Here is a 16,539-nt window from a genome sequence, read left to right on the forward strand (position 1 = left end):
TCAACCTTGCCACACCGGACTCGTGACGCCCGGGTGGCTAATCCAAAAGGAGCGTCAATGCGTCATTACGAAATCGTCTTCATCGTCCACCCGGACCAGAGCGAACAAGTGCCGGCCATGATCGAGCGCTACAAGCAGCTCGTGACCTCGCAGAACGGCAACGTTCACCGCGTGGAAGACTGGGGCCGTCGCCAGATGGCTTACATGATCCAGAAGCTGGCCAAGGCTCACTACGTTTGCCTGAACATCGAATGCGGCAAGGAAACGCTGGCTGAACTGGAACACGCGTTCAAGTTCAACGACGCCGTCCTGCGCCACCTGATCGTGCAGACCAAGAAGGCCGAGACTGCACCTTCGCCGATGATGAAGGAAGTGCAGCGCGAAGAAGCCCGCAAGGCCGCGCAAACGACCACCGAAGGCCAGGCCGCCTGAGTGCGGACTGCGGTGCGCGCCATGGCTGACAGCGTCGGCCACGGCAGCATGGATTGCAACCAGCAAGAGGTCCCGCGTTGAACCAGCTTCGGCTTGCCGCCACCCTGGCAGAACGCGATGCCCTGCGCTATACCCCGGCCGGGGTCCCCGTCGTGAACTGCATCCTGCAGTACAGCGGCGAGGCCGTCGAGGCGCAAACGCCGCGGCAGGTCGAGTTTGCAATCGCAGCGATGGGGGTCGGACAGGTTGGCCAGCGTCTGGAGCGGTTACCGCTCGGCACGCTGCTCGACTGCGAAGGATTCCTGGCCCGCAAGCACCGCAACAGCAAGGCTCTCGTCTTTCACATCACTGGATGTAAAGCATTCGAAAAGGATTGAATCATGGCATTCGTCAAACGTGACAACAAGAACAAGAAGCGCTTCCAGCAACAGAACCCGCTGTTCAAGCGCAAGCGCTTCTGCCGCTTCACCGTGGCTGGCGTGGAACAGATCGACTACAAGGATCTGGACACCCTGAAGGACTTCATCGGCGACAACGGCAAGATCACGCCGGCCCGCCTGACCGGTACCAAGGCTCACTATCAGCGTCAGCTGGATACGGCCATCAAGCGTGCGCGTTTCCTCGCGCTGATGCCGTACACCGACCTGCACAAGAACTGATCAGGCCCTAGGTCCGTTAAGGAGAGAATACGATGCAAATTATTCTGCTGGAAAAAGTCATCAACCTGGGCAACCTGGGTGACATCGTCAAGGTGAAGGACGGTTACGCCCGTAACTTCCTGATCCCGGGCAAGAAGGCCCGCCGTGCTACGCAAACCGCGATCGCCGAATTCGAAGTCAAGCGCGCCGAGCTGGAAAAGGCCGCTGCCGAGAAGCTGGCCGCCGCGCAAGCCGAAGGCGAGAAGCTGAACGGTCTGAGCGTCCAGATCAGCCAGAAGTCGGGTGTGGACGGCCGCCTGTTCGGTTCCGTGACCAACGCCGACATCGCTGAAGCCCTGGCTGGCCAAGGCTTCAAGCTGGAAAAGGCCCAGGTTCGCATGCCGAATGGTCCGCTGAAGATGGTGGGCGACCACCCGGTCAGCGTTGCGCTGCACACGGACGTCGTGGTTGACGTGACCGTGTCGGTCGTGGGTGAGAGCGTCTAAGGACGTGCCGCCTTGCCGGCGCGCTGCGCCGGCTGAAGCACCGCAAGCAAAAAAGGCAGGAGCCCCGGCTCCTGCCTTTTTTTGTTGCCCGCTTGTCTTTGCCTGCCCGGTCGCCAAATGTCCGGCGAAGTGCGTCCTCCCGCCGTTATAATCCCTCCCCATGAACGCGCCTGTCGCCGACCCCCAACTCGAGAACCTCAAGGTCCCGCCGCATTCCATCGAAGCCGAGCAATCGGTGCTGGGTGGCCTGCTGCTGGACAACGCCGCCTGGGACCGCATTGCGGACTTCATTTCCGAGGCGGATTTCTACCGTTTTGACCACCGGATGATCTTTCAGAGCATCGCCCGGTTGATCTCGGCCACCAAGCCGGCCGACGTGATCACGGTCTATGAAATGCTGCAGGTCGCCGGCAAGGCCGAGGAAGTGGGCGGGCTGGCCTACCTGAATTCGCTGGCGCAGAACACGCCCAGCGCGGCGAATATCCGCCGCTACGCGGAGATCGTGCGTGAGCGCTCGGTGCTGCGCAAGCTGGTGACGGCGGCCGACGATATCGCCTCGGCCGCGTTCGCGCCCAAGGGCCGCGAGGTGCGCGAGCTGCTGGATGAGGCTGAGTCCAAGGTCTTTGCGATTGCCGAAGAAGGCTCGCGCGGCCAGAAGGGTTTCCAGGAAATCCAGCCGCTGCTGACCCAGGTGGTCGAGCGCATCGACGAGCTGTACCACCGCGATTCCACCACCGACGTCACCGGCGTGCCGACCGGCTTCATCGACCTGGACAAGATGACCAGCGGCATGCAGCCGGGCGACCTGATCATCGTGGCCGGCCGCCCGTCGATGGGCAAGACCGCGTTCTCGCTGAACATCGGCGAGCATGTGGCAGTGGAGCAGGGCCTGCCGGTGGCCGTGTTCTCGATGGAAATGGCGGGCACCCAGCTGGCCATGCGTATGCTCGGCTCGGTAGGCCGCCTTGACCAGCACCGGCTGCGCACTGGCCGCCTGCTGGATGAAGACTGGCCGCGGCTGACGCATGCGATCCAGCGCATGAACGACACCCAGCTGTTCATCGACGAAACTCCGGCGCTGAACCCGATGGAGCTGCGTGCCCGTTCGCGGCGCCTGGCGCGCCAGTGCGGGCAGCTTGGCCTGATCATCATCGATTACCTCCAGCTGATGTCAGGTTCGGGCGGCGGCGAGAACCGCGCCACGGAAATTTCCGAAATCTCCCGTTCGCTCAAGGGTCTGGCCAAGGAACTCAACTGTCCGGTGATTGCACTGTCGCAGCTGAACCGAAGCCTGGAACAGCGTCCCAACAAGCGTCCGGTGATGTCCGACCTGCGCGAATCCGGCGCTATCGAACAGGATGCCGACGTGATCCTGTTCATCTACCGCGACGAAGTCTATAACGCGGACTCCCAGGACAAGGGCACGGCCGAGATCATTATCGGCAAGCAGCGTAACGGCCCGATCGGCACGGTGCGCCTGACCTTCCTGGGCCAGTTCACCAAGTTCGACAACTTCAGCGGCGGCCCGGCTTTCTTCGACAACGATACCTGACGAAGTCAAGCCAGCCTGCAATCGTCCGTGCGGCGCCGCTTGTTTGCGCCAAATTCGCGGGCAATGTCCCAGTAACCCTGTAAAATATTGCGCTTTGATGACAGTCGCCACCCGCGACTGTCATGCAACGCGTCCGCCCAATCCTGCAACACAATCAGCAGCGTCACCACGCTGCCACAAGGAACATTCCATGTTCGGCCGATTCATGCCCACGGAGGGCAAGTTCTTCGAATATTTCAACCAGCATGCCGACTGCGCGGTGACCGCCGCCCATGAGCTCCAGGCACTGGTCAACGACTTGCCCAACGCCGAGGCCCATGCCCGCCGCGTCCAGGCCACCGAAAAGAAGGCCGACCGGATCACGCACGACACCATCGACCTGCTGCACAAGACCTTCATCACGCCGCTGGACCGCGACGAGATCCACAAGCTCATCACGACCATGGACGACATCCTGGACCTGATGGAAGACGTGGCCGAGACCATCTCGCTGTACGACGTGACCAACCTGACCGACGAGGCGCTGCGCCTGGCGGCCATCTGCGTGCAGTGCTGCGACCAGGTCAAGATCGCGGTGGGCCTGCTCGAGGACATGGGCAATGCCAGCACCATCCTGAAGACCGCCCAGCAGATTGACCAGCTTGAATCTGAAGCCGACCGCGTGATGCGCTCGGCGATGTCCAAGCTGTTCCGCGACGAGACCGACGTCAAGCGCCTGATCAAGCTGAAGGCCATCTACGAACAGCTCGAGACGATCACCGACAAGTGCGAGGACGTCGCCAACATCATCGAAGGCATCGTCCTGGAAAACGCCTGAGGCGGCAATCGGCATGCAGACCATACAAATGAGCCTGTGGGTGATCGCCTTGCTGGTGGCGCTCGCGCTGCTGTTCGACTTCATGAACGGCTTCCACGACGCGGCCAACTCGATCGCCACGGTGGTGTCCACCGGCGTGCTCAAGCCGCATCATGCGGTGGCAATGGCGGCGATGTGCAACGTCGTCGCAATCTTTGTCTTTCACCTGAAGGTGGCGGCCACGGTGGGGACCGGCACCATCGACGTCAATATCGTCGACCACTACGTGATATTCGGGGCCCTGGTCGGGGCGATCGCCTGGAACGTCATCACCTGGTACTACGGCATCCCGTCGTCGTCGTCGCATGCGCTGATCGGCGGGCTGGTGGGCGCGGCGGTGGCCAAGGCCGGCACCGGCGCGCTGGTGGGCAGCGGCCTGCTGAAGACGGTGGCGTTCATCCTGGTCTCGCCGTTGCTGGGCTTCCTGCTCGGTTCGCTGATGATGGTGATGGTTGGCTGGACCTTCTTCCGCACGCCGCCGTCGCGGGTGGACCGCTGGTTCCGCCGGCTGCAGCTGGTCTCGGCCTCGCTGTACAGCCTGGGCCACGGCGGCAATGACGCGCAGAAGACCATCGGCATCATCTGGATGCTGCTGATCGCCAGCGGCCATGTGGTGGCCGGCGGCCAGCCGCCGACCTGGGTGATCGTCAGCTGCTACGTGGCCATCGGCATGGGCACGCTGTTCGGCGGCTGGCGGATCGTGCGCACCATGGGCCAGAAGATCACCAAGCTCAAGCCGGTCGGCGGCTTCTGCGCCGAGACGGGCGGGGCGATTACGCTGTTCTTTGCCTCGGCGCTGGGCGTGCCGGTATCGACCACGCATACCATCACCGGCGCCATCGTCGGCGTCGGCTCGGCGCAGAAGATGTCGGCGGTGCGCTGGGGCGTGGCCGGCAATATCGTCTGGGCCTGGGTGCTGACGATCCCGGCGTCGGCCTTCATGGCGGCGATCGCATGGTGGATCGGGCGGCATATCCTGTAAGGCAGGGGCGGCCGTACCAACAAAAAGCCAGGCTGATGCCTGGCTTTTTGTTTGGGCGCTTCACTGGTTGGCGAAGGCAGCGATGGGATCGTCGTCGACCGGAAGCGGGGCCGGCGCGGGCTCAGGCAGCGGTGGCGCGGCCGGGGGTGCCACCGGCGCCGGCGGCTGGTTGACCGCCGCGACCACGCGGCGCGCGCCGTTGTAGCGCGCGGCCCAGTAAGGCTTGCCCATGTCTTCGAGACGGACCGTGCCGCCGGACGACGGTGCATGGACAAAGCGGTTCTGTCCGACGTAGATGCCCACGTGCGAATTGGCGCGGCCGGTGGTGTTGAAGAACACCAGGTCGCCGGATGCCACCTCGCTGCGGTCCAGCGAGCTGCCGCGGGTGCCCATCGCCTCGGTGGTGCGGGGCAGGTTCACATTGGCCGCGCGCGACACCACGTAGCGCACCAGCCCGCTGCAGTCGAAGCCGGAGTCCGGCGTATTGCCGCCGTAGCGATAGGGTGTGCCGACCAGGGACATCGCCTGGATCGAAATCTCTTCCAGTCCGGCGCTGGGGTCGATCATGGGCTTGCCCGGCGTGCGCGGCAGGCCGGCGTGGCGCGAAGGCGGGGAACTGGCGCAGGCCGCCAGCAGCAGGGCGGCGGCGCAGAGCAGCGGCAGCCGGACCTGGACAAGCAGGCCCTGCGCACGCAATGGATGGGTAGGAATTCGGGTACGGCGCAATGGCATCCTGGGTTTCCGGTCGCCGGCCTGCCGGCGCACCGGAAGCCTTGCCGCTACCAGCGTAGCTGGGCGTTGCGCGTACCGGTGCTGACCTTGATGGACTTGGCCTGGCCCTTGTAACTGGCCTCGATATTGTAGCTGCCTTCGGGCGCACGTATCAGGCAGCGCGGGCCGGCGGCGCGGAAGCTGGCGACTTCCTGCTCGTCGCGCACCAGCCTGACCGCCACGTCCGACAGGAATTCACCGTTCGCACCCTGTGTGAACAGGATGCCCATGTTGAAGTCCTTTTCCTTCGCGGCCAGCGCCTGGCGCTCGTCCTCGGCGACACCGCCGCAGACGTAGCTGACCGGGCCCATGGTGCGGATCACCATTTCTTCGGCGGCGGCATGGGCCGGGCGCCAGCTGGCGGCCAGCGCGATGCCGGCGGCTGCCAGCATGGCCAGCGCAAGGCGCTGCCTGTGCTGGCTGCGGGCAACGGCAGGCGCATGCCTGCCGGGCAGATGCTGGGTATTCATCGACGCCTCCAGTGGGGATGCGGGGGGCAACGGCAAACATGGGGCCATCATAGCCCCAAAGTGCTTGCCGTTGACGACGGCGCTCAGGCACTGCGGGCGCGCCCCGCCACCGGCTGGGCGCGCCCTCAGGTTGCCGGTGTCAGAGCACGTCGCCGGCGTGGTCGGCCAGGCGCGAGCGTTCGCCGCGCGCCAGCGTGATATGGCCGCTGTGGCTCCAGCCCTTGAAGCGGTCGACCACGTAGGTCAGGCCCGACGAACCCTCGGTCAGGTACGGCGTGTCGATCTGCGCGATATTGCCCAGGCAGATGATCTTGGTGCCGGGGCCCGCGCGCGTCACCAGCGTCTTCATCTGCTTGGGCGTCAGGTTCTGTGCCTCGTCGATGATGACGAACTTGTTGACGAAGGTGCGCCCGCGCATGAAGTTCATGCTCTTGACCTTGATGCGCGACCGGATCAGCTCCTGCGTGGCGGCGCGTCCCCAGTCGCCGGCGCTGTCGTCGCTCTTTTGCAGCACCTCGAGGTTGTCGTCGAACGCGCCCATCCAGGGCTGCATCTTCTCTTCCTCGGTGCCGGGCAGGAAGCCGATGTCTTCGCCCACCGGCACCGTCGCGCGCGTGACGATGATCTCGTTGTACTGCTTCTGGTCCAGCACCTGTTCCAGCCCGGCTGCCAGCGCCAGCAGGGTCTTGCCGGTGCCGGCCTGGCCGAGCAGCGTGACGAAGTCGATGTCCGGGTTCATCAGCAGGTTGAGCGCGAAGTTCTGCTCGCGGTTGCGGGCGGTAACGCTCCACACATTGTTCTTGTGGTGCGTGTAGTCCTTGAGCGTCTGCAGCAGCGCGGTCTTGCCGTTGATCTCCTTGACCTGCGCGTACAGCGGCAGGCTGCCGTCGACCGGTTCCAGGTAGACGAACTGGTTGACCAGGAACGACGGCACCAGCGGCCCGGTGAGCCGGTAGAACATGGCGCCTGACTTCGGGTCCTGCCAGCTTTCCACGCCCTTGCCGTGCCTGGTCCAGAAGTCGCCGGGCAGCTGCAGCACGCCGGCATAGAGCAGGTCCTTGTCTTCCAGGACCTGGTCGTTGAAGTAGTCTTCGGCCGGCAGGCCCAGTGCGCGCGCCTTGATGCGCATGTTGATGTCTTTCGACACCAGCACGACCTGGCGTTCGGGGTACTGCTGCTGCAGCGCGCTGACCACGCCCAGGATCTGGTTGTCGGCCTTGCCCTGCGGCAGGCCTTCAGGCAACTTGATGTCGTTCAGGCGCGTCTGGAAGAACAGCTTGCCCTGCGCATCGCGGTTGCCCAGCTTGGCCAGCGGCAGGCCTTCGTCGAGCACGCCGTCGGTGCCGCCCACCAGCGAATCGAGCGTGCGGCTGACCATGCGCGCGTTGCGCGCGACTTCGCTCATGCCCTTCTTGTGGTTGTCCAGTTCTTCGAGCGTCATCATCGGCAGATAGATGTCGTGTTCCTCGAAGCGGAACAGCGAGGCCGGGTCGTGCATCAGCACGTTGGTGTCGAGCACGAACAGCTTGCTCGGGCCTTCGGACTTGCGGGCGCGGCGCGTGGGGCCGGTGGACGGCTTGACCAGGCTGACCGGTGCGGCATTGACGGCAGGCGTCGATACGGCCGGGGTCTCGGTGCTGCGGGCACGGGTGCCACCGGCGGCGCGGGCCTGGACCTCAGGCACCTCGGTGTCGCCGGTTTCCAGCAATGCCACGCGCTCGAGCGCCGGCACAGGTTTCTTGCCCTGTGTGGCGGCTTTGGCCTTGGGCACCGCGGAGACCGGAGCAAACTCGCTCGGATCCAGCAATTGGGCAGGCTTGGCGGGCATGGTAGGCAGCGGCATGCTTGGCTTTCCTTTCAGGGGGACAAGAAGGGGGCGAGGGTGTCCGTGCCGCGACGGCGCGATACGTCGTGGCGGCCGATGGCCGGGGCATGCATGCGCGAGGCTCCCGGCGCGGACAGGCATGAGCACAGACGCGGCTGCAAACAAAAAAGCCGCCATGCCTGCATAACAGGATTGGCGGCTCTTTTGCGGACTGCCGACACGGCAGATCCGCTACCGGCCTGTGGCGCGAACCGCCTGGGCCGGGGAGTCGAAACAGCGTGGCATCCGGAATCTGAACTCATTACGGGCCAATGTATCCGAAGGTTTTGGGTTTGGCAATTGGGTTTGCCAACGGCTTGTTGCGACACAGCACGTCCGGCTTGGCGTCCGTGCAGAGGCAAGGCCGATACCGACGTGATACCTCAGATCCCGCGCACGATTTCCAGGACCTCGTCAACATGGCTCGGCACCTTGATGCCGCGCATCTCGTGGCGCAGGATGCCCTTGCCGTCGATGATGAAGGTGCTGCGCTCGATGCCCCGGTGCTCCTTGCCATAGAGTTTTTTCATCTTGATGACATCGAATAGCGTGCACATGGCTTCGTCGGCGTCGGAGATCAGCTCGAAGGGCAGCTCAAGCTTGGCCTTGAAGTTCTCGTGCGAGCGGATGCTGTCGCGCGAGATGCCGAACACCTGTACGCCGGCCTTCTGGAAATCCTCATACTGGTCGCGGAAGTTCATGGCCTCCGTGGTGCAACCCGGCGTGTTGTCCTTCGGGTAGAAGTACAGCACCACCGTCTTGCCGCGGTTGTCGGCAAGGCGGAAGGTGGCGTCGCCGGTCATCGGCGCGCTGAAGTCGGGTACGGCCTTGTTCAGACTGACGGTCATGCTTGTGGCTCCTGGGGGAGGGGCAGGGGATCGGAGAATCGGGTGAGGGGGCTGCCACCTTGGCGGGGCAGATTGGGGCGCCCTGCCGGACTTCAAGCGTGGCGCCGGCTCAACTTTTGCAAAGATCAGGCGGCTTCGGGTTCGAGCAGCAGCACCGCCGCCACCTTGCGACCTTCCGCCATCAGGATGTTGTAGGTGCGGCAGGCGGCCTGCAGGTCCATGGCGTCCACCCCGACATGGCGGCGTGACAGCGACGCGGTCAGGCGCGGGTGCGGGAAGCGCAGCCGCGAGCCGGTGCCGAGCAGCACCACTTCGGGGCCGAGTTCCACCAGCTGCTCGAAATGCGCGGGTTCCAGGTCTTCGAAGCGGCTGACCGGCCAGGGCCGGACTTCGCCCTCGGGCATGACCAGGACCGAGTTGGTGTGACGGACGAGGTTGATCTCGATGTAGCCCGGCCCGTAGGCCGTGACGGTATTGAGCGACTGGGGCTGGTCGGCGTGGAGTTTCACTTGGAGGCCTCTGCGGCGGCCGCCGCGGGCTGGCGGGCCGGCCCGTGGGGCGGATGGCCGGCACCCCGGGCGGGTACGGTGTGGACGACAGGATGGACGACAGTGCGCAGGCGCCTGGCGTGTGCGCGGCAAGCGCACGCTGCAATGCAAGAATCCCTGCCGAAGTCTGTCATAATCCGATAAATTATAGCTTTTGCCTCCCTGTCTGCCACGTTCGCGTTGCATTGCAGCGGACGTCGCCCCGGCGCGGGGCTTCCGCACGGGGCTTCGGCATTAATTCAGATTCGCCCAGATTCCCTGTCCGGTGCCGCCGACGCGGCACGCTACGCTTGCCCGACATCGCCGTGAAACCCATCCAGAAATCCAACAAACTCAATAACGTTTGCTACGACATCCGCGGACCGGTGCTGGAAAAGGCCAAGCAGATGGAGGAAGAAGGGCACAAGATCATCAAGCTGAATATCGGCAACCTGGCCGTGTTCGGCTTTGACGCGCCGGAAGAGATTCAGCAGGACATGATGCGAAACCTGCCGAATTCGGCAGGTTATTCTGATTCCAAGGGTATTTTCGCCGCACGCAAGGCGATCATGCACTATACCCAGCAAAAAAATATCGAAGGCGTTGGCCTGGACGATATTTATGTCGGCAACGGTGCCTCCGAACTGATCGTGATGGCCGTCAACGCGCTGCTCAATGCCGGCGACGAAGTGCTGGTGCCGGCGCCGGACTACCCGCTGTGGACCGCCGCGGTGAGCCTTTCGGGCGGCACGCCGGTGCACTATATCTGCGACGAGTCCAATGACTGGATGCCCGATCCGGCCGATATCCGCGCCCGCATCACGCCGCATACCAAGGCCATCGTCATCATCAACCCGAACAACCCCACCGGGGCGCTGTATTCGGACGAGCTGCTGCTCGAGATCGTCGCCATCGCGCGCGAGCACGGCCTGATCATCTATGCCGACGAGATCTACGACAAGGTCCTGTACGACGGCCACACCCACACCTCGATCGCCTCGCTCTCGACCGATGTGCTGACCGTGACCTTCAACGGCCTGTCGAAGAACTACCGCTCGTGCGGCTACCGCGCCGGCTGGATGGTGGTGTCGGGCGACAAGCGCCCGGCCATCGACTATATCGAAGGCCTGAACATGCTGTCGTCGATGCGCCTGTGCGCCAACGTTCCGGGCCAGTGGGCGATCCAGACCGCGCTGGGCGGCTACCAGAGCATCAACGACCTGGTCAACGAAGGCGGGCGCCTGCGCCGCCAGCGCGACCTGGCCTACGAGCTGATCACCGCGATCCCCGGTGTTACCTGCGTCAAGCCCAAGGCGGCGCTTTACCTGTTTCCCAAGCTCGACCTGTCGATGTACCCGGTGCAGGACGACCAGGAGTTCATCTACGAACTGCTGCAGGAGTCCAAGGTGCTGCTGGTGCAGGGCTCGGGCTTCAACTGGGCCAAGCCCGATCATTTCCGCATCGTGTTCCTGCCGCACGAGGAAGACCTGCGCGAGGCCATCGGCCGCATCGCGCGCTTCCTCGAGGCGTACCGAAAACGCCACGGCAAGGTAGCGGCCTGATTTCGCGGGCCGCGCCGCAATTCATCCTTAGCAACTCAGAAGATTGTCCATGAACCCCATCAAAGTTGGCCTGCTCGGCATCGGTACCGTCGGTAGCGGCACGTTCAACGTGCTCAAGCGCAATCAGGAAGAAATTCGCCGCCGCGCCGGCCGCGGCATCGAGATTGCCATCGTGGCCGATCTCAACACCGAACGCGCGCGCGAACTGACCAACGGGGAAGTGGAGATCGTCAGCGATGCCAACGAGGTGGTCAACCGCCCCGACATCGACATCGTCATCGAACTGATCGGCGGCTACGGCATCGCGCGCGAGCTGGTGCTCAAGGCGATCGAGAACGGCAAGCACGTGGTCACCGCCAACAAGGCGCTGCTGGCCGTGCACGGCAACGAGATCTTCGAAGCCGCGCGCCGCAAGGGCGTGATCGTGGCGTTCGAGGCTGCCGTCGCCGGCGGCATCCCCATCATCAAGGCGCTGCGCGAAGGCCTGACCGCCAACCGCATCCAGTGGATCGCCGGCATCATCAACGGCACCACCAACTTCATCCTGTCCGAGATGCGCGACAAGGGCCTCGATTTCGACGTGGTGCTGAAGGAAGCGCAGCAGCTCGGCTACGCCGAAGCCGACCCGACCTTCGACATCGAAGGCGTCGATGCCGCGCACAAGGTCACGCTGATGAGCGCGATCGCCTTCGGCATGCCGGTGCAGTTCGACAAGGCCCACGTGGAAGGCATCACCAAGCTGTCAGCCATCGACATCAAGTACGCCGAGGAACTGGGCTACCGCATCAAGCTGCTGGGCATCACCCGCCGCCGCGACGACGGTGTCGAGCTGCGCGTGCATCCGACGCTGGTGCCGGCCTCGCGCCTGATCGCCAACGTCGAAGGCGCGATGAACGCGGTGCTGGTGCAGGGCGACGCCGTGGGCGCGACGCTCTACTACGGCAAGGGCGCCGGCGCCGAGCCGACCGCCTCGGCCGTGATTGCCGACCTGGTCGACGTGACCCGCCTGCACACCGCCGACCCGAACCATCGCGTGCCGCACCTGGCGTTCCAGCCGGATGAGCTGTCGAGCGTGCCGGTGCTGCCGATCGAAGAGATCAACAGCTCGTACTACCTGCGCATGCGCGTGGCCGACGAGACCGGCGTGCTGGCCGAGATCACCCGCATCCTGGCCGAGGGCGGCATCTCGATCGACGCCATGCTGCAGAAGGAATCGCGCGAAGGCGAGCCGCAGACCGACATCATCATCCTCACGCACATCACGCGCGAGAAGCACGTCAACGCGGCGATCGCCAAGATCGAGGCGCTGCCCACCGTGCTGTCCGCCGTGACGCGCCTGCGCATGGAAGAACTGAACTAAGGGCCGGACCTGCTGATTCACATGAAATACCAGTCGACCCGCGGCCATGAGATGCCGCAATCGTTTTCCGAGATCCTGCTGGGCGGCCTGGCGCCGGACGGCGGGCTGTACCTGCCTACCCAGTACCCGCAAGTCACCGCCGATGAGCTCGAAGCGTGGCGCAAGCTGTCGTATGCCGACCTGGCCTACGAGATCCTGCGCAAGTTCTGCGACGATATTCCTGCCGAGGACCTGCGCGCGCTGACGCGCAAGACCTATACGCCCGAGGTGTACTGCAATGCGCGCGAAGGCGACAACACCGCCGACATCACGCCGCTGCGCACGCTCGGTGAAGAGGGCGGCACCAGGCTGCAACTGCTGGGCCTGTCCAACGGCCCGACGCTGGCCTTCAAGGACATGGCGATGCAGCTGCTCGGCAATCTGTTCGAGTACGCGCTGGGCCGCGCCGGGCAGGAGCTGAACATCCTGGGTGCGACTTCCGGCGATACCGGCAGCGCGGCAGAATACGCCATGCGCGGCAAGCGCGGCATCCGCGTGTTCATGCTGAGCCCGCACCGCAAGATGAGCGCGTTCCAGACCGCGCAGATGTTCAGCCTGCAGGACGCCAACATCTTCAACCTCGCCGTCGAAGGCGTGTTCGACGACTGCCAGGACATCGTCAAGGCGGTCTCCAACGACCTCGACTACAAGGCGCGCCAGAAGATCGGCACCGTCAACTCGATCAACTGGGCGCGCGTCGTGGCCCAGGTGGTGTACTACTTCAAGGGCTGGCTGCTGGCGACCAGCGGCCCCGGCCAGAAGGTCTCGTTCTGCGTGCCGTCGGGCAACTTCGGCAACGTCTGCGCCGGCCATATCGCGCGCATGATGGGCCTGCCGATCGACAAGCTGGTAGTGGCCACCAACGAGAACGACGTGCTCGACGAGTTCTTCCGCACCGGTGCCTACCGCGTGCGCAAGTCGGCCGAGACGTACCACACCTCGAGCCCGAGCATGGATATTTCCAAGGCCTCGAACTTCGAGCGCTTCGTGTTCGACCTGCTCGGCCAGGACGCCGGCAAGCTGGTGGCGCTGTTCCGCGACGTGGAAGAGAAGGGCGGCTTCGACCTGTCGGGCACGCCGGAATTCGACCGCATCCGCGAGTTCGGCTTTGTCTCGGGCCGCAGCACGCATGACGACCGCGTGGCCACCATCCGCGACCTGTCGTCGCGCTACGGTATCACCATCGATACCCATACCGCCGATGGCGTCAAGGTGGCGCGCGAGCATCTCAGCGCCGGCGTGCCGATGGTGGTGCTGGAAACCGCGCTGCCGGCCAAGTTCGCCGACACCATCCGCGAAGCGCTTGGCCACGAGCCGGAGCGCCCGGCCAGGTTCGAGGGCATCGAGAGCCTGCCGCAGCGCTTTGAAGTGATGCCGGCCGACGCCGCGCAGGTCAAGGCCTACATCGCCGGCCACACCGGCCTGTAAGCGCGCGGGCGCGTGCAGCCCGCTGCGGCGCTGCCGCATGCCGGGCCCGCGCCAACTCGCTACAATCAGGCTGCGGGCCCGATCTCCGGCCCCCGGATTGCCTGCCCCAACCAAGTGGGTGCCGGCAATGCGCGGGCCGTTTTTCGTGGGCCAACACTTTCCCACATCGCACCATGACCCAAGCCGCAGCACCTTCCCGCCCCCCGATGCTGACCATGGCCCAGGCGCTCGACGCGCTGCTCGGCGCCGCCCGTCCGCTGGCGCAGCTTGAATCCATCGACACGCTCCACGCCAACGGCCGCGTGCTGGCCGCGCCCGTGACCAGCACGCTGCGCGTGCCGCCGGCAGACAATACCTCGATGGACGGCTACGCCATGCGCGCGGGCGATGTGCCCGCTGCCGGCACGCGGCTGCGCGTGTCGCAACGGATTCCCGCCGGCCATGTCGGCACCGCGCTGGAACCCGGCACCGCCGCGCGCATCTTCACCGGCGGGCTGATCCCGCCGGGCGCCGACGCCGTGGTGATGCAGGAGCAATGCACCGCCGAGGGCGAGGACGTGATCGTCAACCACGTGCCGCAATCCGGTGAATGGGTGCGGCGCGCGGGCGAGGATATCGAAGCCGGCAGCGTGATCCTGCCGGCCGGCACGCGGCTGACGCCGCAGGCGCTGGGGCTGGCCGCATCGGTCGGCCAGGCGAAGCTGGACGTGGTGCGGCGCGTGCGCGTGGCCGTGTTCTTCACCGGCGACGAGCTGGCGATGCCGGGCGAGCCGCTCAAGCCGGGCGCCATCTACAACTCCAACCGCTTCACGCTGCGCGGCCTGCTGGAAAACCTGGGCTGCGAGGTCAGCGACTTCGGCATCGTTCCCGACACACTGGCCACCACGCGCGAGACGCTGCGCCGTGCGGCGCAGGGGCACGACCTGATCATCACCTCGGGCGGTGTTTCGGTCGGCGAGGAAGACCATATCAAGCCCGCGGTCGAGGCCGAAGGACGGCTCGACATGTGGCAGATCGCGATCAAGCCGGGCAAGCCGCTGGCGTTCGGGCAGGTCAACAACGATGCTGAGCCGGCGTTCTTCCTGGGTTTGCCGGGCAACCCGGTGTCCAGCTTCGTGACCTTCCTGCTGTTCGTGCGCCCGTTCATCCTGCGCCTGCAGGGCGTGGCCGGCGTGACCCCGCGGCGCCTGCCGCTGCGCGCGGATTTCGAGCTGAAGAAGGGCGACCGCCGCAATGAGTTCCTGCGCGCTCGCATCAATGCCGAGGGGGGGCTGGACCTGTTCCCCAACCAGAGCTCGGGCGTGCTGACCTCCACCGTATGGGGCGATGGCCTGATCGACAATCCGCCCAACCAGCCGATCGCGCGCGGCGATACCGTGCAGTTCATTCCGTTTGACGGCCTGCTCGCGTAGCCGGCCCGTATTACCAGGACGCAGAAGCAGTGATGATCATCGAACTCAGATTCTTTGCCAGCGTGCGCGAGCAACTGGGAGTGGCCGAAGAGCGCGCCGAGGTGCCGGCCGAGGTGCGCACCGTGGGCGAATTACGCCACTGGCTGATTCAGCGCGGCGGCCCCTGGGCCGAAACTCTAGCCGAAGGCCGCGCGCTGCGCATGGCCGTCGACCATGCGGTGGCGCGCCCCGATACGGCGATTGCCAACGGCTGCGAAGTCGCCTTTTTCCCACCAGTGACCGGAGGCTGAGATGAGCGTCAGGGTGCAGCGTGAGGATTTCGATCTCGGTGCGGAAGTCGCGGCGCTGCGTGCCGGCAATCCGGCGGTCGGCGCGGTGGCCAGCTTTATCGGCACGGTGCGCGATGTCAGCGACGGCAGCGCGGTCAGCGCGATGGAGCTGGAGCACTATCCGGGCATGACCGAGAAGGCGCTGGCGCAGATCGAGGCGGCTGCGTGCGCGCGCTGGGCGCTGCTGGGCGTGACCATCATCCACCGCGTCGGCCCGATGCAGCCGCTGGACCAGATCGTGATGGTCGCGGTGGCGTCGGCGCATCGCGGCAATGCCTTTGCCGCGTGCGAGTTCATCATGGACTACCTCAAGTCCGAAGCGCCGTTCTGGAAGAAGGAGGACACCCCGGAAGGGGCGCGCTGGGTCGACGCCCGCGTGACCGACGAAGCCGCCCTCCAGCGCTGGGGGATCGCATCGTTCAATGCCAGCGGCGACGATGCTGGCGCACCACCGGAGAAGCAGGGCGGGAGCCAGCCCTGATGGGGTCGCTCGGCTTTGTCGCCGTGGGCCTAGGCGCCGCGGCGGGTGCGTGGCTGCGCTGGGGCTTCGCGGTGCTGTGGAACGCGATCAATCCCGCGCTACCCTATGGCACGCTGGCGGCCAACCTGCTGGGCGGCTACCTGGTCGGCCTGGCGGTCGGGTTCTTCGATACGCACGCGGGCCTGCCGCCGGAATGGCGCCTGCTGGCCATCACCGGCTTCCTTGGCGGGCTGACCACGTTCTCGACCTTTTCCAGCGAGGTGGTGGCGAACCTGATTGCCGGCGACTACGGCTGGGCGGCGCTGCACCTGCTGCTGCACCTGGGCGGCTCACTGCTGCTGACCGCGTTCGGCCTCTGGACTTACCGCCTGCTGGCCTGACGCGGCCCGGGCGATCAGGCCCAGCAGCGCGGCATTGAACGCCTGCGGCTGCTCCATGTGCGGGCTGGGGGAGGGGCCGGCCCCCCCCCCCAACCCCCCCCC

Annotated in this window: 19 protein-coding genes; 14 read left to right on the forward strand and 5 right to left on the reverse strand. The window is 65.4% G+C overall.

Features of this window, described 5'->3' with window-relative positions; genetic code table 11:
- Nucleotides 1–57: 57 nt before the first annotated feature.
- The 7 genes from rpsF to AC3WVS_RS19405 all read left to right on the forward strand — a co-directional run bounded on the left by rpsF (nt 58) and on the right by AC3WVS_RS19405 (nt 4,966).
- A complete protein-coding gene (gene rpsF / locus AC3WVS_RS19375) occupies nt 58–432 on the forward strand; it encodes a 30S ribosomal protein S6 (RefSeq protein WP_010809513.1) in 375 nt (124 codons plus the stop codon).
- 77 nt (nt 433–509) lie between these two features.
- Nucleotides 510–809 (forward strand): primosomal replication protein N, encoded by a 300-nt coding sequence (gene priB / locus AC3WVS_RS19380; protein WP_492319941.1) that lies wholly within the window; start codon nt 510–512, stop codon nt 807–809.
- A gap of 3 nt (nt 810–812) precedes the next feature.
- A complete protein-coding gene (gene rpsR / locus AC3WVS_RS19385) occupies nt 813–1,091 on the forward strand; it encodes a 30S ribosomal protein S18 (RefSeq protein ID WP_006163606.1) in 279 nt (92 codons plus the stop codon).
- A 32-nt stretch (nt 1,092–1,123) separates the two neighbouring features.
- Nucleotides 1,124–1,576 (forward strand): 50S ribosomal protein L9, encoded by a 453-nt coding sequence (rplI, locus tag AC3WVS_RS19390; protein ID WP_492319942.1) that lies wholly within the window; start codon nt 1,124–1,126, stop codon nt 1,574–1,576.
- Nucleotides 1,577–1,736: 160 nt separating this feature from the next.
- On the forward strand, nt 1,737–3,128 hold the full coding sequence (locus AC3WVS_RS19395) for a replicative DNA helicase (protein WP_010809516.1): 1,392 nt from the start codon (nt 1,737–1,739) through the stop codon (nt 3,126–3,128).
- A gap of 190 nt (nt 3,129–3,318) precedes the next feature.
- A complete protein-coding gene (locus tag AC3WVS_RS19400; RefSeq protein ID WP_010809517.1) occupies nt 3,319–3,945 on the forward strand; it encodes a DUF47 domain-containing protein in 627 nt (208 codons plus the stop codon).
- A gap of 13 nt (nt 3,946–3,958) precedes the next feature.
- A complete protein-coding gene (locus AC3WVS_RS19405; protein ID WP_010809518.1) occupies nt 3,959–4,966 on the forward strand; it encodes an inorganic phosphate transporter in 1,008 nt (335 codons plus the stop codon).
- Nucleotides 4,967–5,026: 60 nt separating this feature from the next.
- Here AC3WVS_RS19405 and AC3WVS_RS19410 read toward each other — a convergent pair whose 3' ends face one another.
- The 5 genes from AC3WVS_RS19410 to AC3WVS_RS19430 form a co-directional block, all read right to left on the reverse strand.
- Entirely contained in the window at nt 5,027–5,698 is a 672-nt protein-coding gene (locus tag AC3WVS_RS19410; protein WP_492319943.1) for a C40 family peptidase, read from the reverse strand.
- 47 nt (nt 5,699–5,745) lie between these two features.
- The gene (locus AC3WVS_RS19415; protein ID WP_492319944.1) at nt 5,746–6,207 is read right to left on the reverse strand and encodes a hypothetical protein; all 462 of its coding nucleotides are present in this window, start codon (nt 6,205–6,207) and stop codon (nt 5,746–5,748) included.
- Between the two features lie 139 nt (nt 6,208–6,346).
- Nucleotides 6,347–8,050, reverse strand: coding sequence for a PhoH family protein (locus tag AC3WVS_RS19420; RefSeq protein ID WP_010810471.1), 1,704 nt, complete (start codon nt 8,048–8,050; stop codon nt 6,347–6,349).
- A gap of 404 nt (nt 8,051–8,454) precedes the next feature.
- On the reverse strand, nt 8,455–8,919 hold the full coding sequence (locus AC3WVS_RS19425) for a peroxiredoxin (protein ID WP_492319945.1): 465 nt from the start codon (nt 8,917–8,919) through the stop codon (nt 8,455–8,457).
- Between the two features lie 125 nt (nt 8,920–9,044).
- Entirely contained in the window at nt 9,045–9,428 is a 384-nt protein-coding gene (locus tag AC3WVS_RS19430) for an Mth938-like domain-containing protein (protein WP_018309168.1), read from the reverse strand.
- Nucleotides 9,429–9,772: 344 nt separating this feature from the next.
- Here AC3WVS_RS19430 and AC3WVS_RS19435 point away from each other — a divergent pair, with 344 nt between their 5' ends.
- The 7 genes from AC3WVS_RS19435 (at nt 9,773) to crcB (ending at nt 16,437) form a co-directional block, all read left to right on the forward strand.
- Nucleotides 9,773–11,008: a pyridoxal phosphate-dependent aminotransferase gene (locus AC3WVS_RS19435; protein ID WP_492319946.1), complete on the forward strand. Its 1,236-nt coding sequence runs from the start codon at nt 9,773–9,775 to the stop codon at nt 11,006–11,008.
- A gap of 49 nt (nt 11,009–11,057) precedes the next feature.
- On the forward strand, nt 11,058–12,368 hold the full coding sequence (locus tag AC3WVS_RS19440; protein ID WP_010810475.1) for a homoserine dehydrogenase: 1,311 nt from the start codon (nt 11,058–11,060) through the stop codon (nt 12,366–12,368).
- 21 nt (nt 12,369–12,389) lie between these two features.
- Entirely contained in the window at nt 12,390–13,835 is a 1,446-nt protein-coding gene (thrC, locus tag AC3WVS_RS19445) for a threonine synthase (protein ID WP_492319947.1), read from the forward strand.
- Nucleotides 13,836–14,008: 173 nt separating this feature from the next.
- Nucleotides 14,009–15,247 (forward strand): molybdopterin molybdotransferase MoeA, encoded by a 1,239-nt coding sequence (locus AC3WVS_RS19450; RefSeq protein ID WP_492319948.1) that lies wholly within the window; start codon nt 14,009–14,011, stop codon nt 15,245–15,247.
- Nucleotides 15,248–15,279: 32 nt separating this feature from the next.
- Entirely contained in the window at nt 15,280–15,537 is a 258-nt protein-coding gene (gene moaD, locus AC3WVS_RS19455; protein WP_492319949.1) for a molybdopterin converting factor subunit 1, read from the forward strand.
- A gap of 1 nt (nt 15,538) precedes the next feature.
- Nucleotides 15,539–16,057 (forward strand): molybdenum cofactor biosynthesis protein MoaE, encoded by a 519-nt coding sequence (locus tag AC3WVS_RS19460; protein WP_011615581.1) that lies wholly within the window; start codon nt 15,539–15,541, stop codon nt 16,055–16,057.
- The gene (crcB, locus tag AC3WVS_RS19465) at nt 16,057–16,437 is read left to right on the forward strand and encodes a fluoride efflux transporter CrcB (RefSeq protein WP_492319950.1); all 381 of its coding nucleotides are present in this window, start codon (nt 16,057–16,059) and stop codon (nt 16,435–16,437) included. The genes AC3WVS_RS19460 and crcB overlap by 1 nt, the downstream gene beginning before the upstream one ends.
- Nucleotides 16,438–16,539 lie beyond the last annotated feature (102 nt).

The sequence above is a fragment of the Cupriavidus sp. CPT47-8839-RL05A genome, assembly GCF_058792255.1.

Bases quoted from the DNA above. Each gene is read 5' to 3' on its own strand.
- AC3WVS_RS19440 (WP_010810475.1), top strand. From the start codon at position 11,058: ATGAACCCCATCAAAGTTGGCCTGCTCGGCATCGGTACCGTCGGTAGC.
- rplI (WP_492319942.1), top strand. From the start codon at position 1,124: ATGCAAATTATTCTGCTGGAAAAAGTCATCAACCTGGGCAACCTGGGT.
- crcB (WP_492319950.1), top strand. From the start codon at position 16,057: ATGGGGTCGCTCGGCTTTGTCGCCGTGGGCCTAGGCGCCGCGGCGGGT.
- AC3WVS_RS19395 (WP_010809516.1), top strand. From the start codon at position 1,737: ATGAACGCGCCTGTCGCCGACCCCCAACTCGAGAACCTCAAGGTCCCG.
- AC3WVS_RS19420 (WP_010810471.1), bottom strand. From the start codon at position 8,050: ATGCCGCTGCCTACCATGCCCGCCAAGCCTGCCCAATTGCTGGATCCG.
- AC3WVS_RS19415 (WP_492319944.1), bottom strand. From the start codon at position 6,207: ATGAATACCCAGCATCTGCCCGGCAGGCATGCGCCTGCCGTTGCCCGC.
- rpsR (WP_006163606.1), top strand. From the start codon at position 813: ATGGCATTCGTCAAACGTGACAACAAGAACAAGAAGCGCTTCCAGCAA.
- AC3WVS_RS19460 (WP_011615581.1), top strand. From the start codon at position 15,539: ATGAGCGTCAGGGTGCAGCGTGAGGATTTCGATCTCGGTGCGGAAGTC.
- AC3WVS_RS19400 (WP_010809517.1), top strand. From the start codon at position 3,319: ATGTTCGGCCGATTCATGCCCACGGAGGGCAAGTTCTTCGAATATTTC.
- AC3WVS_RS19405 (WP_010809518.1), top strand. From the start codon at position 3,959: ATGCAGACCATACAAATGAGCCTGTGGGTGATCGCCTTGCTGGTGGCG.
- rpsF (WP_010809513.1), top strand. From the start codon at position 58: ATGCGTCATTACGAAATCGTCTTCATCGTCCACCCGGACCAGAGCGAA.
- AC3WVS_RS19410 (WP_492319943.1), bottom strand. From the start codon at position 5,698: ATGCCATTGCGCCGTACCCGAATTCCTACCCATCCATTGCGTGCGCAG.
- AC3WVS_RS19425 (WP_492319945.1), bottom strand. From the start codon at position 8,919: ATGACCGTCAGTCTGAACAAGGCCGTACCCGACTTCAGCGCGCCGATG.
- thrC (WP_492319947.1), top strand. From the start codon at position 12,390: ATGAAATACCAGTCGACCCGCGGCCATGAGATGCCGCAATCGTTTTCC.
- AC3WVS_RS19450 (WP_492319948.1), top strand. From the start codon at position 14,009: ATGACCCAAGCCGCAGCACCTTCCCGCCCCCCGATGCTGACCATGGCC.
- moaD (WP_492319949.1), top strand. From the start codon at position 15,280: ATGATCATCGAACTCAGATTCTTTGCCAGCGTGCGCGAGCAACTGGGA.